We start from the raw sequence: 21,265 nt of genomic DNA on the forward strand, positions 1-21,265 counted from the left end.
GCAATCGAGTTAATTAATTATAAATCAAAAACTTATATTGTATAAAATTAGTAACTCTTTGCTTTCTGCACTTATTATTTAATCAACGTTTCACGATTTTCATAAGCTAAACTAAATATAGTCGCCAATTTCAATTGAGTTATTTCCCGGCTTTTAAATACCGATATACCGCTTGGCGACTAATTCCAAATGCCTGGCCTAATGCCATTTTTGAAGGGTACTTCCCTTCCTTCCAGTCTTGTCGCAAAGCTTCAGCCTGATCAGGTTTCAATTTATGTACCCGGCCTTTGTACTTCCCTTGAGAAGAGGCAAGTTTAATTCCTTCCTTTTGCCGCTCTAAAATGATCTCACGTTCAAACTGTGCAAAAGCACCCATCAGTTGCAGCATCAAATTATCCATCGGGGTGGATTGGGCCGTAAAAGTAATATTTTCTTTTACAAACTGGATGGCAATCCCTCGTTTGACCAGTTTATCCACTTCAGTCACCAAATCTTTTAAGCTTCGCGCAAAACGATCCATGGAATGTACTATCACCCGGTCTCCTTCCCGGACATAATTCAACATTTCCTGAAATTTCGGTCGGTCGGTATTTTTACCTGAAGCACGGTCAACAAAAATCCGGTCGACTTCAATTCCCTCAAGTTGACGTCCCGTATTTTGCTCGACCGAACTCACTCGCACATAGCCTACTTTTTGGCCTTTCACTTTTTACGCCCCAATTGGATAAAAATGAACAATTTCGTAAATTATAAATCTCTAATACCAAAGTTACATGTTACTTATGATTAAAAAACATTTAAATGGTACATGTTTTTAAGAACTTTTAAAATGTAATTTTAGGGTATACTTTAAAGTTACACAAAACATCTATATGAAGACTAAAGTCCAAATTAGTGTTTATGTTGGTTCAATGTATTACATTTCGTATTTTCTATTTGTAACGTAATTTCAGTAATATTATGATTATGTTTTAGAACTTCTAAGGCCTTTTGATAGAGTTGATCTGTATTGCTATTCGGAGCAACCAAATGAGCAGTTAAATGAATATTTCTTGAGGATATAGCCCAGACTTTCAACTGATGAATCCCTTCAACGCCCTCTAGCTTCAATAAATCATTTCTTAACGACTCAATATCAATCTCATCAGGAACTCCTTCAAGCAGAATATGAATACTTTGTTTTAATAAAATCCAAGTTCGAGGTAAGACCCAGAAGCCAATTAACACAGCGATTACGGTATCAACCCACATCCACTGGGTAAAATAAATAACTATTCCTCCGATAATCACGCCTATCGATCCTAGAGCATCACTAAGAACTTCTAAATATGCACCTTTTATATTTAGACTTCCTTCAGCACTAGCAGAAAGGATTTTCATTGAAATCAAATTTATGACCAAACCAATGACCGCGACAATCATCATTCCAACACTTTGAATTTCAGCAGGATTCGTAAAACGTTGATAAGCTTCATATACAATATATATTGCTACCACAAAAAGCATCACCGCATTAAACAGAGCCGCTAAAATTTCAAATCGCTGATAGCCAAAAGTTCTTTTATCATCTGCGGCTTTTTTACCAATTTTGATAGCGGCAAGAGCAATAGCTAAAGCGGCTACATCAGTAAACATATGAGCTGCATCAGATAACAAAGCCAAACTTTGGGTAATAAAAGCAGCGACAACTTCTACTATTAAAAAAGTAGTCGTTAAACCTAAGGCAACCATTAACTTCTTACTATTTTCTTCAGTAACAACCGCATGGCTATGATCATGATGTTCTGACATAAAATATTTTCCTTATTCTATTTATGATGAGCAGAGATATTGGATAACAGCCAATATCTCTGCTGTAAATCGACTAATCTATTGGATTAAGAAACTTTCTTTTCATTTATCCAACGATAAAGCACGGGTAACAGCACCAAAGTTAGTAATGTTGAAGAGATAATCCCGCCAATCACTACGGTTGCCAGTGGCCGTTGAACCTCAGCCCCTGTTCCGGTTGCCAGCGCCATTGGTACAAAACCCAGTGAAGCCACACAAGCTGTCATCAACACTGGTCTTAAGCGCAAAATAGCCCCTTGCCACACGGCTTTATGCACTGGATATTTGTCCCTTAATTCCTTAATAAAGGTCAGCATTACCAGTCCATTGAGGACTGCAACACCAGATAAGGCAATAAAGCCAATTCCAGCTGACATCGATAATGGAATATCCCTTAGCCAAAGGAACAGCACACCACCGGTCAAGGCAAAGGGTACCCCGGTAAAGACCAATAGACTTTCTTTGACATTGTGAAAGACCGCCATCAGTAAAATAAAGATAGTGATTAAAGCCAGTGGAATCACGATTTGCATCCGTGCTTTGGCTGAAGCCAAATTTTCAAACTGACCGCCATATTCTATCCAATAACCACTTGGCAAAGTGTATGCTTTGAGCTGTGTCTGTACATCAGAAACAAAAGACCCTAAATCACGCCCTTCAACATTCGTTGTAACCACAACTCGGCGTTTACCATTTTCTCGACTGACTTGGTTGATTCCTTCAATGGTCGAGACTTGCGCGACATCCGACAATAAAATACTGCCACCATTTGGAAGCTGAATAGGTAACTGGGAAACAGATGCGACACTACGGTCTTGCTCTCCAAGACGGATAACAAAATCAAAACGACGATCGCCTTCTAAAATCTCTCCCACGCTTTGTCCACCAATACTTGCAGCCACCACATCCTGAATAGATTTCACACTCAAGCCATACTGGGCAGCTAAAGCTTTATCAATCTCTACATTGAGTAAAGGCAGACCCGAAGTTTGTTCAACTTTCACCGCACTGCTACCTGCGACTTGCTGAATGATTTTCGCGATTTTTGCAGCCTCAGTATTCAAAACCTGCATGTCATCACCAAAAACCTTCACCCCCACATCACTGCGTATACCTGAAATCAGTTCATTAAAACGTAGCTCAATAGGCTGAGAAAACTCACTGTTATTGCCGGGAATTGTCGCAAGATAAGCTTCCATTCGGGTTCGAAGTGCATCTAGGCTTTCTTTTGAATCTGGCCATTCCTCACGTGGTTTCAGCATGATATAACCATCGGAAATATTCGGTGGCATCACATCTGTCGCCACTTCAGCAGTCCCGGTACGGGCAAATATAGCTTTAATTTCGGGAAAGTTTTTCAGTAAAAGCTTTTCGGTATTTTCCTGAATACGTAAAGACTCTTCCAAGCCTGTGCTTGGAGAACGTAATTGCTGTACCGCAAAATCACCTTCACTCAGCTGGGGTGCAAACTCACTGCCAATCTTCGTGCTGAGCAGACCCGTAATGACCAGGAGACAAATGGCAAAAGTTAAAACCACCGCTTTGTAATGATAGGCTCCATCCAATATCTGTTGATATCGGGTTTTGAGCCAGATCATCCAACGGCTTTCCGTTTCTTTGATCTCCCCTTTAACCCATAAAGCAACTGCAGCGGGCACAAAGGTGATCGATAAAATAATAGCTGCCACCAGTGCGAGAACAACGGTTAAAGCCATCGGATGAAATAGTTTTGCTTCTACACCACTTAAAGCAAAAATCGGCAAATACACCACCAAAATAATAAGCTGACCAAAAATAAGAGGACGACGTGCTTGGCGGGCAGCCAGAAAAACTTCCTTAAAGCGTTCACTTTGTGTGAGAGGTCGTTTTAACAGTTGCTGTGTATGGGCTAAACGCCGGATACAGTTTTCGACAATCACCACAGCACCATCGACAATGATGCCGAAATCGAGTGCACCTAAACTCATCAGATTGGCACTGATATTTTTCTGTGCCATCCCGGTTAAGGTAAACAGCATAGAGAGTGGAATGACACAGGCAGTAATCAAGGCAGCACGGATATTCCCTAAAAACAGGAACAGAATGATGATGACCAGGATTGCTCCCTCTACCAAGTTTTTCTGAACGGTTTTAATCGCCTTCTCAACCAAGGTAGTACGGTCGTACACCGTTTCAATCACTACCCCTTTAGGCAAACTATTCTGAATATCTTGAAGCTTGGCATCCACAGCTTTAGAAACAGTCCGGCTATTTCCACCCATCGCCATCATGGCAATCCCTAAAACGGTTTCTTTGCCGTTATAGGTTGCCCCACCGGTTCTTAAATCATGCCCAATAGAGACTTGCGCAATATCACCAACCCGAATTGGGCTGCCATTTGGGCTACCCAGCATGGTGTTCTCAATATCAGAAAGCCCATTGAATGTACCCGGTACACGTACCGTCAGTTGCTGACCATTGTCTTCAATATAACCTGCACCTCGGTTCTCATTATTTTGCGCTAAAGCCTGTTGCAGTTGTTCTAATGAGATATTCAGTTGCTGCATCCGGTTTAAATCGGGAGAGACCACATAGGTTTTTTCAAAACCACCAATACTGTTGACCTCTGCAACTCCCTTAACACGTTGCAGTTGAGGACGCACAATCCAGTCCTGAATCTCACGCAAATCCATCGGCGTGTATGCAGTTCCATCCGGCTTTTTCGCATTCGGATCTGCCTTCAGTACCCATTGATAAATCTCACCGAGACCCGTAGAAACGGGGGACATCGTCGGTGCGATTTGTGCAGGCAACTCAGATTGCGCCTCCTGTATCCGTTGGTTAATCTGCTGACGGGCCCAATAAATATCAGTCCCATCTTTAAAGACAATGGTGACTTGAGAGAGTCCATAACGGGATATGGAACGGGTAAGCTCCAGATCCGGAATGCCAGCCATGGCATTTTCAATGGGATAGGTAATCCGCTGTTCGACTTCAAGCGCAGTAAAACCCTTGGCTTGAGTATTAATCTGGACTTGGGTATTGGTAATATCGGGTACAGCATCAATCGGGAGTTTCTGATAGCTATACACCCCGACCGCAATCCAGGTACAGACAAAGAGCAACACCCAAATCGCATTTTGTATGGAAAACTGAATGATTCGTTCGAATAAACCTTCTGGTTTTGGCAGATCAGAATTAATGTTCATGGCCTGCCTCGTCTTTTTCTAATTCAGATTTCAACAAGAAACTGCCTTGAGCGATATACTTCTGCCCTTCAGTCAGCCCAGAAATCACTTCAAGCCATTGTCCATCACTTGAAGCCTGCCCCAATTGCACTTTCTGTGCTTTTAAGTGGACTTGACCTTTTTGTTCTGAATCTACGATGAAAATACTGTCTTCACCTTCAATACTTTGCAGCGCAGACTTTTGAATCCGAAGGGCTGATTTTGCTGTAGCTTCCGGAATCAACACTCTCACTAACACATTAGAACGCAACTCAGTAGCTTGCGCATCGAGTTTTGCGCGCACCACCAGACGCCCTGTTTGTACATCTGCCTGAGAGGTTAAGCTTTGTACAGTAGCTTTATAGATTTGATCTGAATCATTCACTTTAAAGTCAATTTTTTGCCCGGCTTGCAGTTGACCTGAGAATTGATTCGGCAAATTAAACTCAAGCCATAAATCTTTCAGCTGTTCAATGACAAAGAGCTGATTAGCCAGTTGCACATTTTCACCGACCACAATATCTTTTTGACTGATCACCCCAGAGATCGGTGCTTTAATCAGAAAACGCCCATTGTTATTGCCACTTGCACCTAATGCATTTAAACGTGCTTGTGAGGACTGGACAGTAATCTGCGCTTGACGGTAGGCATTTTCGGCACGCTGGTAATCCTGTTTGGCAGAAATCCCCTGTGACCAGAGTTGCTGTTCGCGCTGGTAATCTTTACGGGCCAAATCCAGATTCACCTGTGCCATACGCAGATTTGCCTGTTGGTCGATCAGTTCAGGCACGATTAGTACAGCCAGCGTTTGTCCTTTTTGCACGCTCTGTCCTAAAGCCACATTGACCTGCTCGACATGACCACTAAAATTAGGCGATATATGCGCTTGTTGATCGGTATTCACCACCAATTTACCTGGCAGGGTTGTCAGCTTTTCAACCAATCCTGTGGATGCAACAGCAACTTTTAAACCTTGTTCAACCATTTGTTGGCTGGTCAGTTGTATTTCGCCTTCTTCAGCATGTCCTTCTTCAGAACTATCTTCATCAGAATGTTCGGCATTTCCCTCATCATGACCATGCCCCTCAGATTCAGTTTTTTTTGAACTTAACCAAATAACCAGACTGACCAAGACCGTAATCAGAATCAAAATTGCAATCATGAGAGACTGGGATATTTTTCCGTTTTGCTTGGCGTTCATTTTATCGTGCTCCCCCATTGATTAAATTTTGCGATGCTTCGACTGCCTTTTTATTCAGTTGTGTATAGGCATCCGAACGGCTAATTTCTTCATAACTTGTGCCAATACTGAGTGCCTCAGCTGCGAGGGCAGTTTGCCAAGCTTGACGTAGAATTTGTAATTGACCCAATCGAAGATTCTGCAGTTGGGTGGTTGCTTGCTGAACGTCGGTAATGGACAGTTTCCCTGCCTGAAACCCTTGTAAAGTACGGCTCTGAACTTTGGTCGCCAAAGTAACTTGTGCTGTTGTGGCATCGAACTGGCTACGTAAACCTTTGAGCTGATGCATGCTGTTGGCAATATTGAGTATTTGTTGCTTCAGCTCACGCTGCTGCTGTTGGTTCAGCAATATTTGCTGTTGCTGGACCATCGGGATCGCATATTGCTGGCGGTTGAAAATATTCAGTGGAATAGCCACGCCGATTGCCAAAGTCGTATCGTTGCTTTCATTAGGGGTTTTGCTACGTTTCATGCCTACATTTAAAGTCGGATTGGGACGTGCCTGAATTCTTAAATTTTCAATTTGATGATCCGATTGCTGAATGTTCAAGGCATAGAATTTTTCTAGCCACCCTTCAGCAATATACCGTTGCACAGTTTGGAGACTTTGCTCTGGCCAAGGGATAGCGGTTTTATTCAATTGAAGATGTGAAGATGTTTCTCCCCCCCACAAATTAGACAGCTGACGACCGGCAGCTTGTTTATTCAGCATCGCTTGCTGATAAAGTCGTTGGATTTCTAGCGCTTCAATTTGGGTACGCTCAAAATCAACCAGGGCAATACTGCCTGCCTGATAGCGTTTCTGGGCACTGTCCAGATTGGCTTTACTTGTTTTTAACTGTACTGAATAAGCAGACTGCTCAACCTCAGCAAGTGCAAATTGCGACCATGCAAATTTAACAATCAGTTGGCTTTGTGCCTTCCATAATTGCTGTTGCAATTGGATTTGTTGATTCGAGGTATTGGCAATCACCCGGTTCAGCTTACGCTGACCAAATAGATCTAGAGGTTGACTAACGCCAACATTGAATTCCTGTTCTTGACCTGAGCCAAAGCCAGACTGTTCTAAACTTATACTTGGATTCTGCCATAACCGACTTTGCTGAATATTCAATTCAGATATTTGCTGAACTTGTTGCCACAGCTTGTCTTGAGTCTGGTAACTTTGTACTTTTGCTAAAGCGGATTCAAAGCTGGTAACGTTTTCAGCATAGCTATATTGCATAGCCGCTGCACATATACAAGCAACCAAGCTATGACGCAAGAGTATAATTGATTGTGAAGACATGATTTTTCCCACTTATTTAAATAATAAAAGTGGTGGGAATGTTTTAGGCTACCCCACCATGAGCGGGGAAAATTCGGGAGGTGGGCTTTGTTGAAACAGGTCAGGAGCCTGATAGCTGTTTTTCCAATGAAATTGTGGATTCACTTTAACTTCAGAGCTTGGATGAAACACATCTACTTTTTCATTTTGTACAATCAAATGCGTCATCGATGGTAGATGATCTTGATGATCTTCACCGATTTCTAAATCGCTACTGAATGTTTTTATGTTTTCTGACTGTCCATTATGATCGTGTTGACGACTATCGCTGGCACACAAGGTATTTTGGTGATGACCAAAATGATAACTCTGCTGTGATTGAGGCTGTTGTTCATGGACACAAAAGGCCGCCGCCACATTCCAAAAGCTTTGGAACATGAACAATCCAACCAAGACTGTAATCCATGTAGTAGAACGCATCATCATAACAATCGAAAAATTTGTACCAAGTATAAGGCTTAGAGCCACTCTAAGGTCAAGCTTAATAAATTAAATTAAACATTCAATGAACACTGAATAGCCGGCACTTTTGCAAATTTACCTTGTCTCTATAAGCTCACATCAATTTCAGGTAAGAATAACAATAGATAGTGAACCGTACCGGGTTTGTCGGAGACTTTTTATTTAAGTTAGGCCACCTGACCTAACGGGTTAATCTTATCATTGTACATTGCTTCAAACTCAAAAGGCGATACATTGTCAACGGCATTCTAAAATTGACCCCTTTTACCTTACAAATGGCAAAGTAAAATTGCCCCCTGAAATCAGAGAAAGAGCGGTTCAATTACTAATTGAATCTGAAAAAGATTATCCTTCTACTTGGGCAGCAATCACAGCTATTGCTCCTAAAATCGGTTGTACTCCTGAAACATTGCGTGTTTGGTATCAAAAATATTTAGATCAACAAAATCCTGTCAAAATACAACAGATATCTGATCAAGAAAAAATGAAGGGTAATCCCCCCCTAAAATACTAGCTCTTTAAAAGAGGCAGTATTATGCTTTTACAACATGGTGTTTAACTTGAGAAACTGAATTTAAAACAATCTACTGTAACTCTTCCAGACAGATATGAAATTAATCCACCCCTAGCCCCTTAAACACAGCATCTACCGGATCTGCATAAAAGCTGGTCTGGAACTTGGTAAACAGTTCCACAGGAATCGTTGGGATATCTGCCGCACTACTCATTGGCAAAGCAACCTTCTTGGCACCCGCATCAAAAGCAACTTGAAGACATTCGGCAATACTTTCCACCGGTGTCACAGAACCACCCAAGCTCATATCACCCAGTACCACCATCTGACTTTGTACCGATCGTCCTAACAGGCCAGAAGCAAAAGCCACTAAACTTGGCAGAGCAAGATGGCTGAGCGGGCCGGTATTCTGTAATTCCACCACATGTAAATGGAAATCATGTTCCAGCACCTTACTGCCCCCCGAGATCCGGGATGCATTGGCCTTGAAGTAATCAAAAGCAATCTTGACCTGTTCTTTGGCACTACTTGAATTCCATAAGCCAGATGTCGCCAATTTTCCTGAACCTTTAGTGACTTGCAGTTCTAAGCGGTATAAACCTGGCATGCCCTTATTACTGAGTCCGATGGTATACAAAAAACCTGGTTTAGCAGGACCTTCGGGAATAAGTCCGCCACCCCCCTGCTCTTTGACTGAAACAAAATGCTCTTCTAAGGTGTCATTGTCGATATAGCTGAAATGCACATCATAGAATTCCATCCCTCCAATTTTCTTCAGCTGTTCTTTGACCCGACGGCGCACCTGCAGTGCATATTCCAGGCATTGCCGTACATCTTCTTTGTTAAACTGACCATGTGGGTAGAGCAGCTTCATCAATCCGGAAACCGTCTTGCGAACGGCAATCACATCGCGCTGATTCAGGTTGTTGCCGAGCTTAAAGTACTTCTCAATGGCATCCGCAAAACTACGCTTACGCATTTCCCGGAAGAATTCAGCCAGATAATCAACGATTAGACCATAACGGTTAGTAAAGAATTCCGGACGCATTTTTGGAATTTCCCAACCCGGGATATAGGCATGAAAGCGATCAAAGAATGCTGAATCGATCATTGCTTCAGGAAAAGGAGCCAATAAGTGGCTAGTCTTCACCAAGGATTCAACACTTTGGTTAATATTACCCACAAAAACCATCGAAGCTGAGGCTTCCATCTGTTCACGACCACGGGCAAAAGATCCTGAGGCCATGTAGTCTTTCATGATCTGTACGCCATCTTTGTCCTTAAAGGAAATACCGGCGACTTCATCAAAAGCTACCACATCCCATAAGCCCACCAGACCAATACGGCGGCTACTCATGTTATAGAACAGGTTGGCGACAGTCGTTTGCCCACCAGAGACTAAAATACTATTCGGTGAACACTCTTTGTAAATATGGCTTTTCCCGGTACCGCGTGGTCCCAGTTCACAGACGTTATAGTTATTTTCAACGAACGGAACCATACGCGCTAATAGGTGCCATTGCACGTCCTCTTTTAACGAAGCCGGTTCCATGCCGATCGAACGGATTAAACTCTCGCGCCACTGATCAGTGCTTAATGCTGCTCTGCCACTGAAAAGTTCATCCATATTCATATTCGGCATTTGAATCGGCTTGAGTAAACTCACCCCAAATGGAGAATTGGTTTGCCCTTCTTCAAAATAGTAACTGAGCGTAGCAATGACCCAGATACCACCAACAAGTAATTTTTCATACTCTTTGACGATGCCTGCCGAGATTTCGGCATCTTTGATGCCCAGATTACTAAATGATGCTTCGTATTTGTCTTTACGCTCATTCAGTTTTACAGTCACCCGATCAATGACCTTATAACTGCCCCGTTCACGGACCAGGGATTTCACCTTCTCGGCTTCATCCGGTCGGACGTAGTTCTCAGCCAGTACGGTCTTTACGTTACGTAGTCCCTGTTCAATGATCTCTGGATCATCCGAGGCACAGTACATCCCCAGCAGGTATTCGAGTACATAGACCGGGACATTTGCCCCTTCTTTGATCAGTTTAGTCAGATCCTTACGTACCACCCGCCCAGCAAAGTGTTCATTCAGCAGCTGATCCAGTTCTTTATCGTTAGCAGATTCCATGTAGGCTACGCTCTATCGTTAATTCGTTATCAGGAGAAGTCATCGGTAAATGCCAGATCAATGGTGACCTTATAGCGTTGCATTTCGATATTCAGGTCTTTGTCCTTCAGCACTAGGAAGTAATCTTTCTTACGGTCAAAATCAGTGCCAGACAATGACAGCCTGACCTGTTTGACCCGATCGGCAACAGAGTCGGTAGTGCTATCAAAAGTCAAAGTTTCTTCACTGGAAACTTTAAGATCCCCATCATAAATGGCAATGGATAAAGTCACTGGCATGACCAGCTCACTGACAGCTTCAGTTTGCATCAAATCAAACTTCTGGATGTTATTGACCATCTTCAGCGTGGATTTGGTAGAAATGACCTCAACTTTACGCTTGGTCCGCTGTCCAGCCTTTTCACCACGTAGCTGTTTTACCGTTAGTACAGGCACTACGATTTCCTGAGGCATGATGCCGCCATGCACGAAACGTGAGCCTCCTACAAAATGGAAACGGTTCGCCCCTTTTGGAATCCAAAAATCAGTCGCAGATAATGTGCCTGCCGTAGCTTGGGTTGAGCCTTTCCAGGCTTCCTTGCTCTCTGGTAAACCATGCCCAATCACATAGCGTTTTTTGCTCTTCAATGTATTGGTAGGTTTTTCAGTCAAGCTTGAACGATCCGCAGATTCCAGTTTACTTTGCTGGAACAAGAAGCCATGGTCGGCTGTAATCAACAGGGTAGAAATATTGAAGTGCATTAAGATTTTGCGGCTAAGTTCTGTCAGCTCTTCAATGGCATGTTCCACCGCCATAAAGGTTTCTGATTCTGTCGAGGCGCTGTCACCGCGTGCATCAATCACGTTGTGATAAACGTAAATCAGCTCATGGTCTTTCAGCGCTTCACGGCCTTCATCACGCGACCAGCCTTTTACCATTTCAGCGGTGACTGCCAATCCATTATAGGTAGCCAGAATTTTGGATCGTGCTGCAGTCCCTTTGCTAGATTGCCCATCTACTAAAACATCATCCCCTGCGGCCTCTTTGTACTCCAAAGTCTGATGCGGCAACAACGAGGCCATGCCAAGTGTGGTGTAACTTGGTACGACACCCAGCTGTGAAGACAAGGTCGCTTCAGAATAACGCTTTTCATTAATACGATCACGCAGCTCTACCGCAGCTTCATAGCGAAAAGCATCACTGATAATTACCACAATACGGCGTTTCGTTGCAGAATTGAGTAAGGGTCTGACGTGGGTATCGTAGAAGTTCTGCTGATTTGGGATATCTGCCACTTTCCAGACATTCAAGCGTTGCTCAGCTTCAACCCGCTCTCCCCAGTTTCGTGCCAAATGGTCAATAAACCAGTAGGAATAGCAATTTTCGACTTCTTCATCAAGTTTTTTCAGGATATCGACATGAGCGCGTTGAGAAGCAGCACTGTAGTGGCGGTAGGCCAGATCAAAGCGATACAACTCCTGCTCGTAGGCTTTATACAAGGCTTCGCTGGAGTCAAAATAGAAACCGGAATCAAACTGTAGTCGTAAACTGAACAGCTCAATCGCTGCCTGCAACGCTGTATAGACGGTACGGTATTTACGGCGGGTTGCATCGTCCTTATGTTTGGACGCCCAATAGCCATCCAGACGGGTAGAAATAATCGTTCTGAAATGTTCCAGTTCAGCTTTGGCTGCTGCAGGGATCTGGCTGGCCAGATCGACAATGATCTTTTGTTCAATCACTTCAAAGGTCATGACATCGAGCAGCTGCTCCAGATCAAAAGCCCCGACCTTTTCTTGGATCCGCAGTGCATTGGCCACGCTCTGGGAAAGCTTATCAAAGGTTGGGTAGTATTTGGAACTGTCTCTCCAGCGCGACAAGAAGGCTCTAGCCGTCGCACGTGAACTGACAGATGACATCACCAGTTCTTGAGCCCATAGCGGTATATCGCCCAGGCTTTCACAGAAACCTGTGCTCATCAAACGAATAAAGAACGTACCGAGCTTGAATGGTGCTTCCCCATTCAATTCTTCAACCGATGCTGGATAACCAATTTCCGCCTGTAATGCCGTGACCAAAGCCGGCACCAGTTGGAACTTTTCCAGTTCAGCAAAGGATTCTGGATTGACTTCCAGAGCCAGATTCTGCTGTACCATTTCATCTGCCAGTGCCAGAACGATATGCATAAGTTCGGCACTGTCAGCCTTGACCACAGCCGCAATCATGGCCATATCCAGATCCTGTGCATCTGCATCAGGCTGGATATAGCGTTTCAATGTACTCAGACGTGCTTTGGCTTTGAGGAATTCTTCACGTTTGGCCAGATGTTCTCTTAGACTCTGCTGCTGTAAACCCAGCTCATTGAAAATAATCGAGAAACGATCGGCATAGAAGCTGCGTGAATACAGCTTGATGTCCAGTAACCAGTCTTTTTCAGTTTCAGGCTCAGCACTTGGGAAATACAGCAAGTATTTACCCTGCTGATCCTCAAGTTCCAGTTTAAGCTTAATCGCAAGGCTGGATTCTTCTGCCATATTTAGAATCTGGACATCATTTAGCTCTAGGGCTTTGATTTCTTCAGTAAATGACTGTTCTGCATCATACCAAAAGACAATTCGGTGCTGTTCAGTATAAAAGGCTTGTTCCAGGCCTTGCTGAAGTTGACTTAAGTTCATGCAACCACCTCTGCATGATCTAGTGTGGAAGAAAAGCTATTCATCACTTTTCCCCCGTCACAGCTTTCACTTCAGCCAACAAGTCCCCAAACTTGCCATAGTTCACTTTCACCCCATCATCTAGATCCAGTGAAATACGCTGATCGGCATAATGGCGCAGTTTTTCTTCAAAGCTACTCAGTTCAGCTTGTTGCTTATGCAGATCCTGCAGTTTTTTCTCGATACGTTTGATTTCAGCCGCAGAGTCACTGCTTTCTTTTGCTGTTTCCAGAGAGTTGGCATACGCAGCCATTTTGGAAATCAGCGGCATGACGTATTCGGTACGCATACGTGCCAAGGTACTTTCATTATAACGGTGTAAGTACACCAACGCCTGGAAAGCCCCCTGTTTACCACTGCTAAATAACCAGTAGATCGGACGCTTTTTATAGGTTTGCATGTGGTCTTTATAGAATTTGCTGGCGAGATAACGGCGGATGGTATCTTCCGCTGTTTCACTGGCTTTTTTATCCAAGCTTTCTGCCAACCACAGCATATTAGCGTCTAGTGTGTCTTTACCCCAAACCGCAGTTAAGAACTCTCGAATACGGTGCGTTGCATCATCTTCAAACCAGTGCATTTCGGTCAATGGAATAATGCCGTCTGCATCGGCTGGGAATTTTTGATAACGGCTGGCATCAAAGTCTTGATTGCCTGCATGGGCATAGATCAGACCTGGTTCGTCCAGGCTATAACGTCCCATCATACAACCCAGTGCATAAGAAACTAAACGCTGGCTGTCTTTTTCACGGTTGGCACGGGTGAGCGTAATTTGTTCATCTGGAACATCGGGTGTCAATTCATCCTGTAAACCATAAGCGTCAATAAACAGCTTGTTGTTTTCTTCTTCCAAACGTTTCATTTCAGCCACGGCGTCAGCATTTTGCTGTTGCCATGTATTAAACGCTTGTTCTAGAGTTGGTTGTTGAGTACGAATAATTGGATATTCATGAAAGTCGATTGAAGTTTCATAATGATCCCAATCTTGCTTTGAAATGTGCAAACATTTTTTAACAATATCATCAATTAATCGATTATAGCCTCCATCTTTTCCGCAGACAGGTAAATTTCTGATATCTCTCAATTGATAGTTTAATGTTTGATTAAAAACCCCTATCAATTTAGTTGCAACTGGTGTGTTAAATAGACCTAAGAAAAAGTTTAAGTCTTTTTCATCTTCAAAGAATATTGAACTTCCACCAACATCAAAAACAGCATTTTCAGGTAAGTATCTAAAACTTGGCAAAGAAGAAGTTATAAACCCCCAAGTAACTCCTTCCTTGTACCATAAATATTCAGGAATAATCCTTGGTACTTTTGAGGTTCTATAGTGGTGGATAGCCTCAGGGCTCCAATTCACTAAATTATCTAAATTTCCATACCATCTTCTAAAACCTCCTCCTTTTGCATAAAAAATCCATTTTTTATTTTTGCCAATTTTACTAGCATCGACTTCCCATAAAAATCTCAGAAATTTATTATTATCACCTGTTAAACATTGGCTACTTTCTTGTACAGAATATTTTGAAACAGAAGTATTTGAAAATATTTCTTTAATAGTAGAATTTGCCCAATAAGCAATTGGACTTCCAGGGATTTTCTTAAAGCCATCTGGTTGCGTATTATAAAACCATCCACACTTGGGATTTTTAATAGCTTCTAAAGTCTTCGGTGCTTGATTTTCTGAACCTTTAAAATCAGATAAACTAATGTATGAACCAGTAAATTCTACGATATGTGCTTTTGCTAATGTAAATGTACAAATTGGAACCGTTGCACCATCAAAACCAGAGTACTCCAACTGAATCAAGCTGGTAATTGTTGTATGATCAATAAAATATTCACGTAAATTTTCATAAGCAGAAATAAACATCCATACAAAAGGAGACATAAAACCAAGCTGCCCACTTTCTTTTGTTAGTTGTAAGTCTCGAATCATAAAAGCTGAAAATAAATCTCTTTCATAACCTTGATAGTTCTTTTTTAAATAGGTTTTAAGATTTGGATTTAAATATTTATTACCCATATACGGCGGGTTAGCAATCACTGCATCATATTGTTTAGCGAGTAATTTAGCTTGTTGAACTAAAGGTAATAATTCTTGTGCTGATTGCTGCGAAAAAATATCACCAGACGCTGCTGCTGTATTCAGCTTGCTTTCTAAATCAGGTAGCTTATGAGCGAATGCTGCAGGGATTTGAATCAAAGAACCAAAGGTTGAAGCGTGTTCAAATAGATCCAGCAGCTCTTTTAAATCTGCCTGCGCAATACCAGTATTTGCCAAATCCTGACTGAATGCTTCTAAACGTTCTGGCTGACTGTCTTGTAGCGCAATAATATTCAGCTTCGGTGGATTGCTAAATAAACGGCGGTCATCCTCACGCGCTTTCATCAACAGCGCAAAACTGGCCAATTGTGCGGCACGGGTATCAATATCAATCCCGTACAGGTTATTTTCCAGAATCAAACGTGGGATATCTCGGCTGCGGTAACCACGTTCTAAATAAATTGCTTTTAAGCAATCATAGGCTTCTACTAAAATATGTCCCGAACCACAGGCTGGATCCAGCACCGTAATGCTTTCAGGGTTTAAGGTATCACCATCTTCACTGATGCGCACATCAATCAGTTGTTTCAGTTGTGCATTGACTTCGTCGCTTTGCTCAGCTGGCTGAATATAGTATTCCCACTCACTGGCAAGCGTACTATCAGGCTGTGCCATCATCCATAGACGACCAACACTATTCTGCACCAAATACTTCACAATCCAGTTCGGGGTGAAGAGTTGTGTCGCAGCTGGAATGTCTTCACTCTTGACGACTTTACCAATCACCTGGTCTTTCTTTTCAGAAATATAGAACTGATACAGCCAACCAATAATCTGCACATCCGACCAGTCTTCTTCCGGAATGCTGCTCACCAAATCACGAATCAAGGAATCGGTTTTGGTTAAATTGTCAGGTAATAACAGTTCTGACTCATCAGAAACCTGTTCGAACAGCAGTGGCATCACCTGATTCAACGCATGACACTGCGCCAATAACAGCTCCCGATACAGCTCTTCGTCTTTATTGCCATCCAGCTTGAGTTCAGCCACACGGCTGGCATCTAAACCTGGTAGGTCAATATCCAGACATTCTTCCAGAATCTGTGGCAAGCCTGCACTGCCATCGGCACTACTCAACACACGGCGACCATGATCCAGTAAGCCTTTGCATTCCATGTAGCGAATCGCACAGAGACGGTTAAACCAGCTGTAAGCGATATAATCAATCGTCTGCTCAAAACTGCTGGTTTGAATGCGTTTGATCAGCTTCTCACGAGATTTCATGACGGATAGCGGAAAAACCTGATCGCCAATCAGCAGCAAGTCGCCTTTCTGTTCTGCCGGTAAAATGCTGTCTGCGGTGATGCCGTATTTGGCGGCCTGCTTGCGCATGGCTGCGATAAAATCATTACGTGCTTGCGGTGCGTATTTTTTAATATTACTGGTATTCATCTTTAAACCTTTAATTAATGACTGATGCCGATATCCCTAACCCAAGTTAGCGGATACGCACACGCTTTTTATCACTCACAATTTTTTTCAATTCAGCTTTGAGTGCGTCTACAAACTGATCCACTGATTCTTCTGTTTCCAGGTAGACACTACTTGAGCTTTTGCTGTAAATGCTGGCGACATCGACTTCCACCACCGGTTTCGGTGGCACTACGGCTATCGCAGGCTGTACCGGACTCGCAGCAGGTGCTGATGTAGCTGGGCTGGAGGTGGTTGCAGTGTTGGTTACACTCTCGGCTTTGCTCTGAGCCAGTTGTGCCGCTTTGGCCTGTCGCTGGATTTCCGCCTGAACTTCGCTTTCCAACTCATACAAGGCTTCATCAAAACGCTCGACGCTGGTTTGGGTTTGCAGCATATAGATGGTGGACAGGCTAGTTTCCACTTCAATATCCGCTTTCAGCAATTGCAGTGGGCGTAATAGCTTGTTACTCAATTCAGCGGTAGCGATGCCACTGTTTTTAATCTCGGCTTCTAACTGCTTGATCTTGTCATCAATGTGTTCTATTGCCTGATTGCGCTTCTCAGTCAGCAATTGCTCATTGACGCTTTCCACTGTGCGAACCAAATCAGCCACTTTATTTAACAGGCCATAGGGCGATTCAAGGGTGGCAATACGATGTAATTCAGACAGGGCTTTTTTAGCTACCTCATCACTGCCCAGCGCCTGTTTGTTCTTCTCAAAATGACGTAAGGCCTGTTGCAGTTGCTGCCAGCTCGGCATCTGGTTAGTGAAGAACTCATGAATATCACGATAATCTTCTTCCAGGTCAAGATAGTCGTCCTTGTTCTCAACCACGGCTTTAAAGAAATCGAAGCTGTCGCTATTGGCCAGCAAGCGCTCCAAAGTCAGAATCGACTTTTCAATCACTTTCTTGCCCGGGAACTGTCCGACATCAGTTTTACTCTTATACGACTTAAAGTTGGCTAACCAAGTCTTAAAATACTGGGTATAGAATTCAAACAGCTCTTTTTCTGTCGCTGGTCCCATCGCCGAGAATAGGTCTTGGGTGAGTTGGCGTGCCTGTTTCAACACCTGATCATCAGTCTGGCGCTTTTTAATGATCGACACATCACGGCGACGGCGGCTGTTCTGTAAAGGTTCAAAGGCATCTTTTAACTGTAAGCTGCCGCCATTTAACTGCAGTGAAATCCGCCCCATCGCAGCCAGCTGACCTACCAGCAGTAAAATCTCGGCATCTGGCCAGCCATAAGGACGTTTGGCAAAACGATCTATCACATCTGAGACTAGAATACGCTCTGTACCAGTGGCGCGTAGTGCAATGTACTGCTCCACTTCCTGTAGGGCTTTCGGATTGCTTTGACCGCCATCCAGAGACAATCCGAGTTGCGCCATATCATCCACAGTCAATACGGCGTTCAGTTCGCGCCAGGCATCCTGCTGATAGACTTGCAGATAGCTCAGTTTGGTATAGGTGTTTTCCAGCAAATAACGACAAGCCTCATCCAGCTTGGTGGTTGGACTTGAAGATGAAAGTTGTAGATGTTGACCCAAGGCATAACTTTCCGCGTCCAGCAACATTTCTTCGACCCGGGCACGCAGGCGTTTTTTACGCTCCTGATTCTCACGGCCACGGTCTGCCAGAATACGGGTGATATCGGACTGAGTGCCATCATCATTTAAACGGATGAATTTATTGGTTTTCAGCCAGGTGCGCAGTTCATTAAAGAACTGTTTATCGTCTGCCAGTTTAAACAGCACTTGTCCTTCAGCCTGAGTACTTTTACCAATACAGTAAGCTTCAGTGTAGAGGTTGTATTCCGTATCCAGCGGAGAAATGATTTCAACTTTCAAATCGCTCTCATACTTGCCATCCAGGCTATGGCTATCTAGGAAACGACCAATCTGATAGTCCATCTTGTTGGCTTGATGGCGGTATTTGTTCTGATCGCGCAGTAAATCTTTAAAGATCAGATTGGCTAACTCTTTATTTTCTTCTGAAGCTGCTAAGTCAGTGGCTTTGATTTTTCGGGTAATATCACGTTCTTCATTGGTCAGGAACAGGAACTCATCGCCATTCCTCGTAATCAGGCTCTCTTTTTCCAGACGCTGCAGGCTCTCTTCAATCCGCTTGCGCAATGCCAGCTTATCTTCATCAATTTTCTCAATCGACAAAGTCACCAGGTTATCCAGCGTACCTTTGATGATATCGACATAGCGGATCATGAACAGGGTACGCAGCATCTGCACATCAAAACCATCCAGGGTCTTATTCTGCCCTGCCTGGTCGATGGTACGCTTCACTGCTGTATCCAGGAAGCCTTCGACTGAAGTATAGAAGCGGTGGAAAGGAACCAGAGCACCGACTTCATCTGTGGCAATCGCATTCGCGGCCATCTGGAACGCATCCAGCATGGATCGTTCACCATAGGCCAAGTGTGCACCAGTCGCACCGACTTTACGGATTTCTTCAAATACTTTTTGTACCAGCTGGAAATGGTACGGCGCAAAAGGATAGTTATGAATAAAGCTATCTGGCCCCTCATAGTTCTTGAGGGTTGGGCCTGAACGGTCAAAGGTAATCTGATTTTTTAAGATATCACCCTTTTGCTCAAACACTGATCTGAGCAATGCTTCAGCTTCTGGGGTTTTACGTAATAAACGTTTCTGGATGACTTCATCGGTATTGGAACTGGACAGTGATAAACGGGTTTTAAAACGTCCAGCAATCTTGGAGAAGTCATTGGCTTTGGAAGAAGACATCTCACCTAAAACAGCATCGATGTCTGCCTGTGAGGTGACGATAATCCAAGCGCGGCCTTTACAGATCGTACCTAGATTTTCAGTAATGGTTTGCAATGTCAGCATCAAGCGGGTATCGCTGCCAATAAACTGCCCCACTTCATCGACCAAGAACAACATGCGTTGCTGGGGTCCTTTGCTGTCCAGGTATTCTTTCACCCACTGACAGAAGTTTTCAACCGAAACACTAAAGGTCTGCTCAGAATCCTCAAACCATTTATGCGCAGCTTCTGCTGATAAGTTGAGGGCTTGGGAAATCGCGGTTTCGACATCATCCTGATAGAACTGATAGCCGTCACGTTCTTCTAGCCAAGACATGCCGCTAGATTCTTCAAAAGCCTGTTTAAAGCGCTCATACACCCCTTTCTGGCTCAGGTGACGTTCCATATGGGCAATATGTGGGTGATCGGCACTAAAATCCTGATACTCGTTAAACACGCGTAAAAATACATTCAGAATCGGATTACCATCATCATTGGAGCTGGCTTTACTGTCGATGTTAAATAGGATGACATCGGCATGATGACTAACCGCTTTACCAATATCCGCACGGATAAACGCATCCCGGATTTTGCTTTCATCAAAGAATTCTGCAGCACTGCGTTCGTTACCTTCCGCGTCACGTGCCACTTTATTGGCCAGAATATACGACAAGGTTTTCAGGAAATGTGATTTACCTGAACCAAAGAAGCCAGAAATCCACACGCCGACACGATTGGCAATCGAAGGATCGCTTAGGTCTGTACCATAGGATTGGAAAAAGTCACGAAAATGCTTTTCCAGCTCATTGGTGACCACGTACTCATCCAGCTCCTGGTAAACCGTGGCATTATCATCCTGATCTGCCTTCACCACCCCGTTAATTGCACGATCTAATGGCTTGTAAAAAAGTTCTTTAATGTTCATCTCAATCCATTCCCCCGAATTCTTATTTCTATTTGCCGTGTTTAAGGCACTAATCTGAATGCTCTGTAGTAATTGTTGCTTGGAATTTTTCCAAATAAACTCATCGCTTGACCGTCGTAATAGCCCGGGTAAAACAGCACCACTGGCTTATGCCCCAGTAACGAATGCAAACTGTTCAATAAGTGATGGGCACGTAACAGTGGCCAAACCGACCCAACCCCAGTCATCAACACAATATCTTGCGCATTGGTGGCATATTTACTCACCAGATACGGCGCGAACTTATCCATATGCAGTGGGCCCTTTAAGGCTTTGAGCAGCGCTTCATCGCCTTTGGCTTTTTGCATTTGAATGGCTTTATCGATGAAGTTACGCTCAGCCAGATAATCCACCACGGCTTGCAGCAGGTTGATATTCACCACCTTCAGCTGACTGTGTTTTTTCTCCAGCATCCCTTCGAGAAAATGCAGATATTCGCGCACTTTCAACTCATCTTCAGGCGCATAATCAAAAATCCAGAAGCCAATTTCATTGCCCAGTCCTTGCCCGGTGAGAAACTCGGTGGAAAGAATTCGCTCTGGAATCTGGTTCAGACGCTCATGTATTGTTTGACTCATTGCTGCCCCT

At 43.6% G+C, this 21,265-nt stretch carries 11 protein-coding genes and 1 pseudogene; 1 reads left to right on the forward strand and 11 read right to left on the reverse strand.

What is annotated here, in order from left to right; all coding sequences use genetic code 11:
• Positions 1-139 precede the first annotated feature (139 nt).
• From ACNS8M_RS13770 to ACNS8M_RS13795, 6 genes are all read right to left on the reverse strand, one after another.
• Positions 140-706: a recombinase family protein gene (locus ACNS8M_RS13770; RefSeq protein WP_004812033.1), complete on the reverse strand. Its 567-nt coding sequence runs from the start codon at positions 704-706 to the stop codon at positions 140-142.
• A gap of 185 nt (positions 707-891) precedes the next feature.
• Positions 892-1,791 carry a cation diffusion facilitator family transporter gene (locus tag ACNS8M_RS13775; RefSeq protein WP_005028603.1) on the reverse strand — a complete coding sequence of 300 codons (900 nt, stop codon included), beginning with the start codon at positions 1,789-1,791 and terminating at the stop codon, positions 892-894.
• A gap of 86 nt (positions 1,792-1,877) precedes the next feature.
• On the reverse strand, positions 1,878-5,018 hold the full coding sequence (locus tag ACNS8M_RS13780) for an efflux RND transporter permease subunit (protein WP_096902762.1): 3,141 nt from the start codon (positions 5,016-5,018) through the stop codon (positions 1,878-1,880).
• On the reverse strand, positions 5,008-6,237 hold the full coding sequence (locus tag ACNS8M_RS13785; protein ID WP_016658777.1) for an efflux RND transporter periplasmic adaptor subunit: 1,230 nt from the start codon (positions 6,235-6,237) through the stop codon (positions 5,008-5,010). The genes ACNS8M_RS13780 and ACNS8M_RS13785 overlap by 11 nt, the downstream gene beginning before the upstream one ends.
• Position 6,238: 1 nt before the next feature.
• Positions 6,239-7,564, reverse strand: coding sequence for a TolC family protein (locus ACNS8M_RS13790; RefSeq protein ID WP_035269736.1), 1,326 nt, complete (start codon positions 7,562-7,564; stop codon positions 6,239-6,241).
• A gap of 48 nt (positions 7,565-7,612) precedes the next feature.
• The gene (locus ACNS8M_RS13795) at positions 7,613-8,029 is read right to left on the reverse strand and encodes a cation efflux protein, CzcI-like (protein ID WP_227591103.1); all 417 of its coding nucleotides are present in this window, start codon (positions 8,027-8,029) and stop codon (positions 7,613-7,615) included.
• A gap of 289 nt (positions 8,030-8,318) precedes the next feature.
• Here ACNS8M_RS13795 and ACNS8M_RS13800 point away from each other — a divergent pair.
• Positions 8,319-8,555, forward strand: a pseudogene (locus tag ACNS8M_RS13800) (hypothetical protein); the annotation flags it as partial.
• 124 nt (positions 8,556-8,679) lie between these two features.
• Here the strand turns inward: ACNS8M_RS13800 and brxL are convergent.
• The 5 genes from brxL to ACNS8M_RS13825 are packed head-to-tail and all read right to left on the reverse strand — an operon-like array spanning position 8,680 to position 21,255.
• Positions 8,680-10,719 (reverse strand): protease Lon-related BREX system protein BrxL, encoded by a 2,040-nt coding sequence (brxL, locus tag ACNS8M_RS13805; protein WP_034680344.1) that lies wholly within the window; start codon positions 10,717-10,719, stop codon positions 8,680-8,682.
• A gap of 29 nt (positions 10,720-10,748) precedes the next feature.
• Positions 10,749-13,373 (reverse strand): BREX-1 system phosphatase PglZ type A, encoded by a 2,625-nt coding sequence (gene pglZ, locus ACNS8M_RS13810; RefSeq protein ID WP_419225353.1) that lies wholly within the window; start codon positions 13,371-13,373, stop codon positions 10,749-10,751.
• Between the two features lie 43 nt (positions 13,374-13,416).
• Positions 13,417-16,911 (reverse strand): BREX-1 system adenine-specific DNA-methyltransferase PglX, encoded by a 3,495-nt coding sequence (pglX, locus tag ACNS8M_RS13815; protein WP_419225354.1) that lies wholly within the window; start codon positions 16,909-16,911, stop codon positions 13,417-13,419.
• A 46-nt stretch (positions 16,912-16,957) separates the two neighbouring features.
• The gene (gene brxC / locus ACNS8M_RS13820; RefSeq protein ID WP_419225344.1) at positions 16,958-20,638 is read right to left on the reverse strand and encodes a BREX system P-loop protein BrxC; all 3,681 of its coding nucleotides are present in this window, start codon (positions 20,636-20,638) and stop codon (positions 16,958-16,960) included.
• A gap of 41 nt (positions 20,639-20,679) precedes the next feature.
• Entirely contained in the window at positions 20,680-21,255 is a 576-nt protein-coding gene (locus tag ACNS8M_RS13825) for a DUF1788 domain-containing protein (RefSeq protein WP_005403808.1), read from the reverse strand.
• Between the last annotated feature and the right edge of the window lie 10 nt (positions 21,256-21,265).

The sequence above is a fragment of the Acinetobacter sp. A2 genome, assembly GCF_048537555.1.
Classification (GTDB): Bacteria; Pseudomonadota; Gammaproteobacteria; order Pseudomonadales; family Moraxellaceae; genus Acinetobacter.

Bases quoted from the DNA above. Each gene is read 5' to 3' on its own strand.
- ACNS8M_RS13795 (WP_227591103.1), bottom strand. From the start codon at position 8,029: ATGATGATGCGTTCTACTACATGGATTACAGTCTTGGTTGGATTGTTC.
- ACNS8M_RS13825 (WP_005403808.1), bottom strand. From the start codon at position 21,255: ATGAGTCAAACAATACATGAGCGTCTGAACCAGATTCCAGAGCGAATT.
- brxC (WP_419225344.1), bottom strand. From the start codon at position 20,638: ATGAACATTAAAGAACTTTTTTACAAGCCATTAGATCGTGCAATTAAC.
- brxL (WP_034680344.1), bottom strand. From the start codon at position 10,719: ATGGAATCTGCTAACGATAAAGAACTGGATCAGCTGCTGAATGAACAC.
- ACNS8M_RS13785 (WP_016658777.1), bottom strand. From the start codon at position 6,237: ATGAACGCCAAGCAAAACGGAAAAATATCCCAGTCTCTCATGATTGCA.
- ACNS8M_RS13780 (WP_096902762.1), bottom strand. From the start codon at position 5,018: ATGAACATTAATTCTGATCTGCCAAAACCAGAAGGTTTATTCGAACGA.
- pglX (WP_419225354.1), bottom strand. From the start codon at position 16,911: ATGAATACCAGTAATATTAAAAAATACGCACCGCAAGCACGTAATGAT.
- ACNS8M_RS13775 (WP_005028603.1), bottom strand. From the start codon at position 1,791: ATGTCAGAACATCATGATCATAGCCATGCGGTTGTTACTGAAGAAAAT.
- pglZ (WP_419225353.1), bottom strand. From the start codon at position 13,373: ATGAACTTAAGTCAACTTCAGCAAGGCCTGGAACAAGCCTTTTATACT.
- ACNS8M_RS13790 (WP_035269736.1), bottom strand. From the start codon at position 7,564: ATGTCTTCACAATCAATTATACTCTTGCGTCATAGCTTGGTTGCTTGT.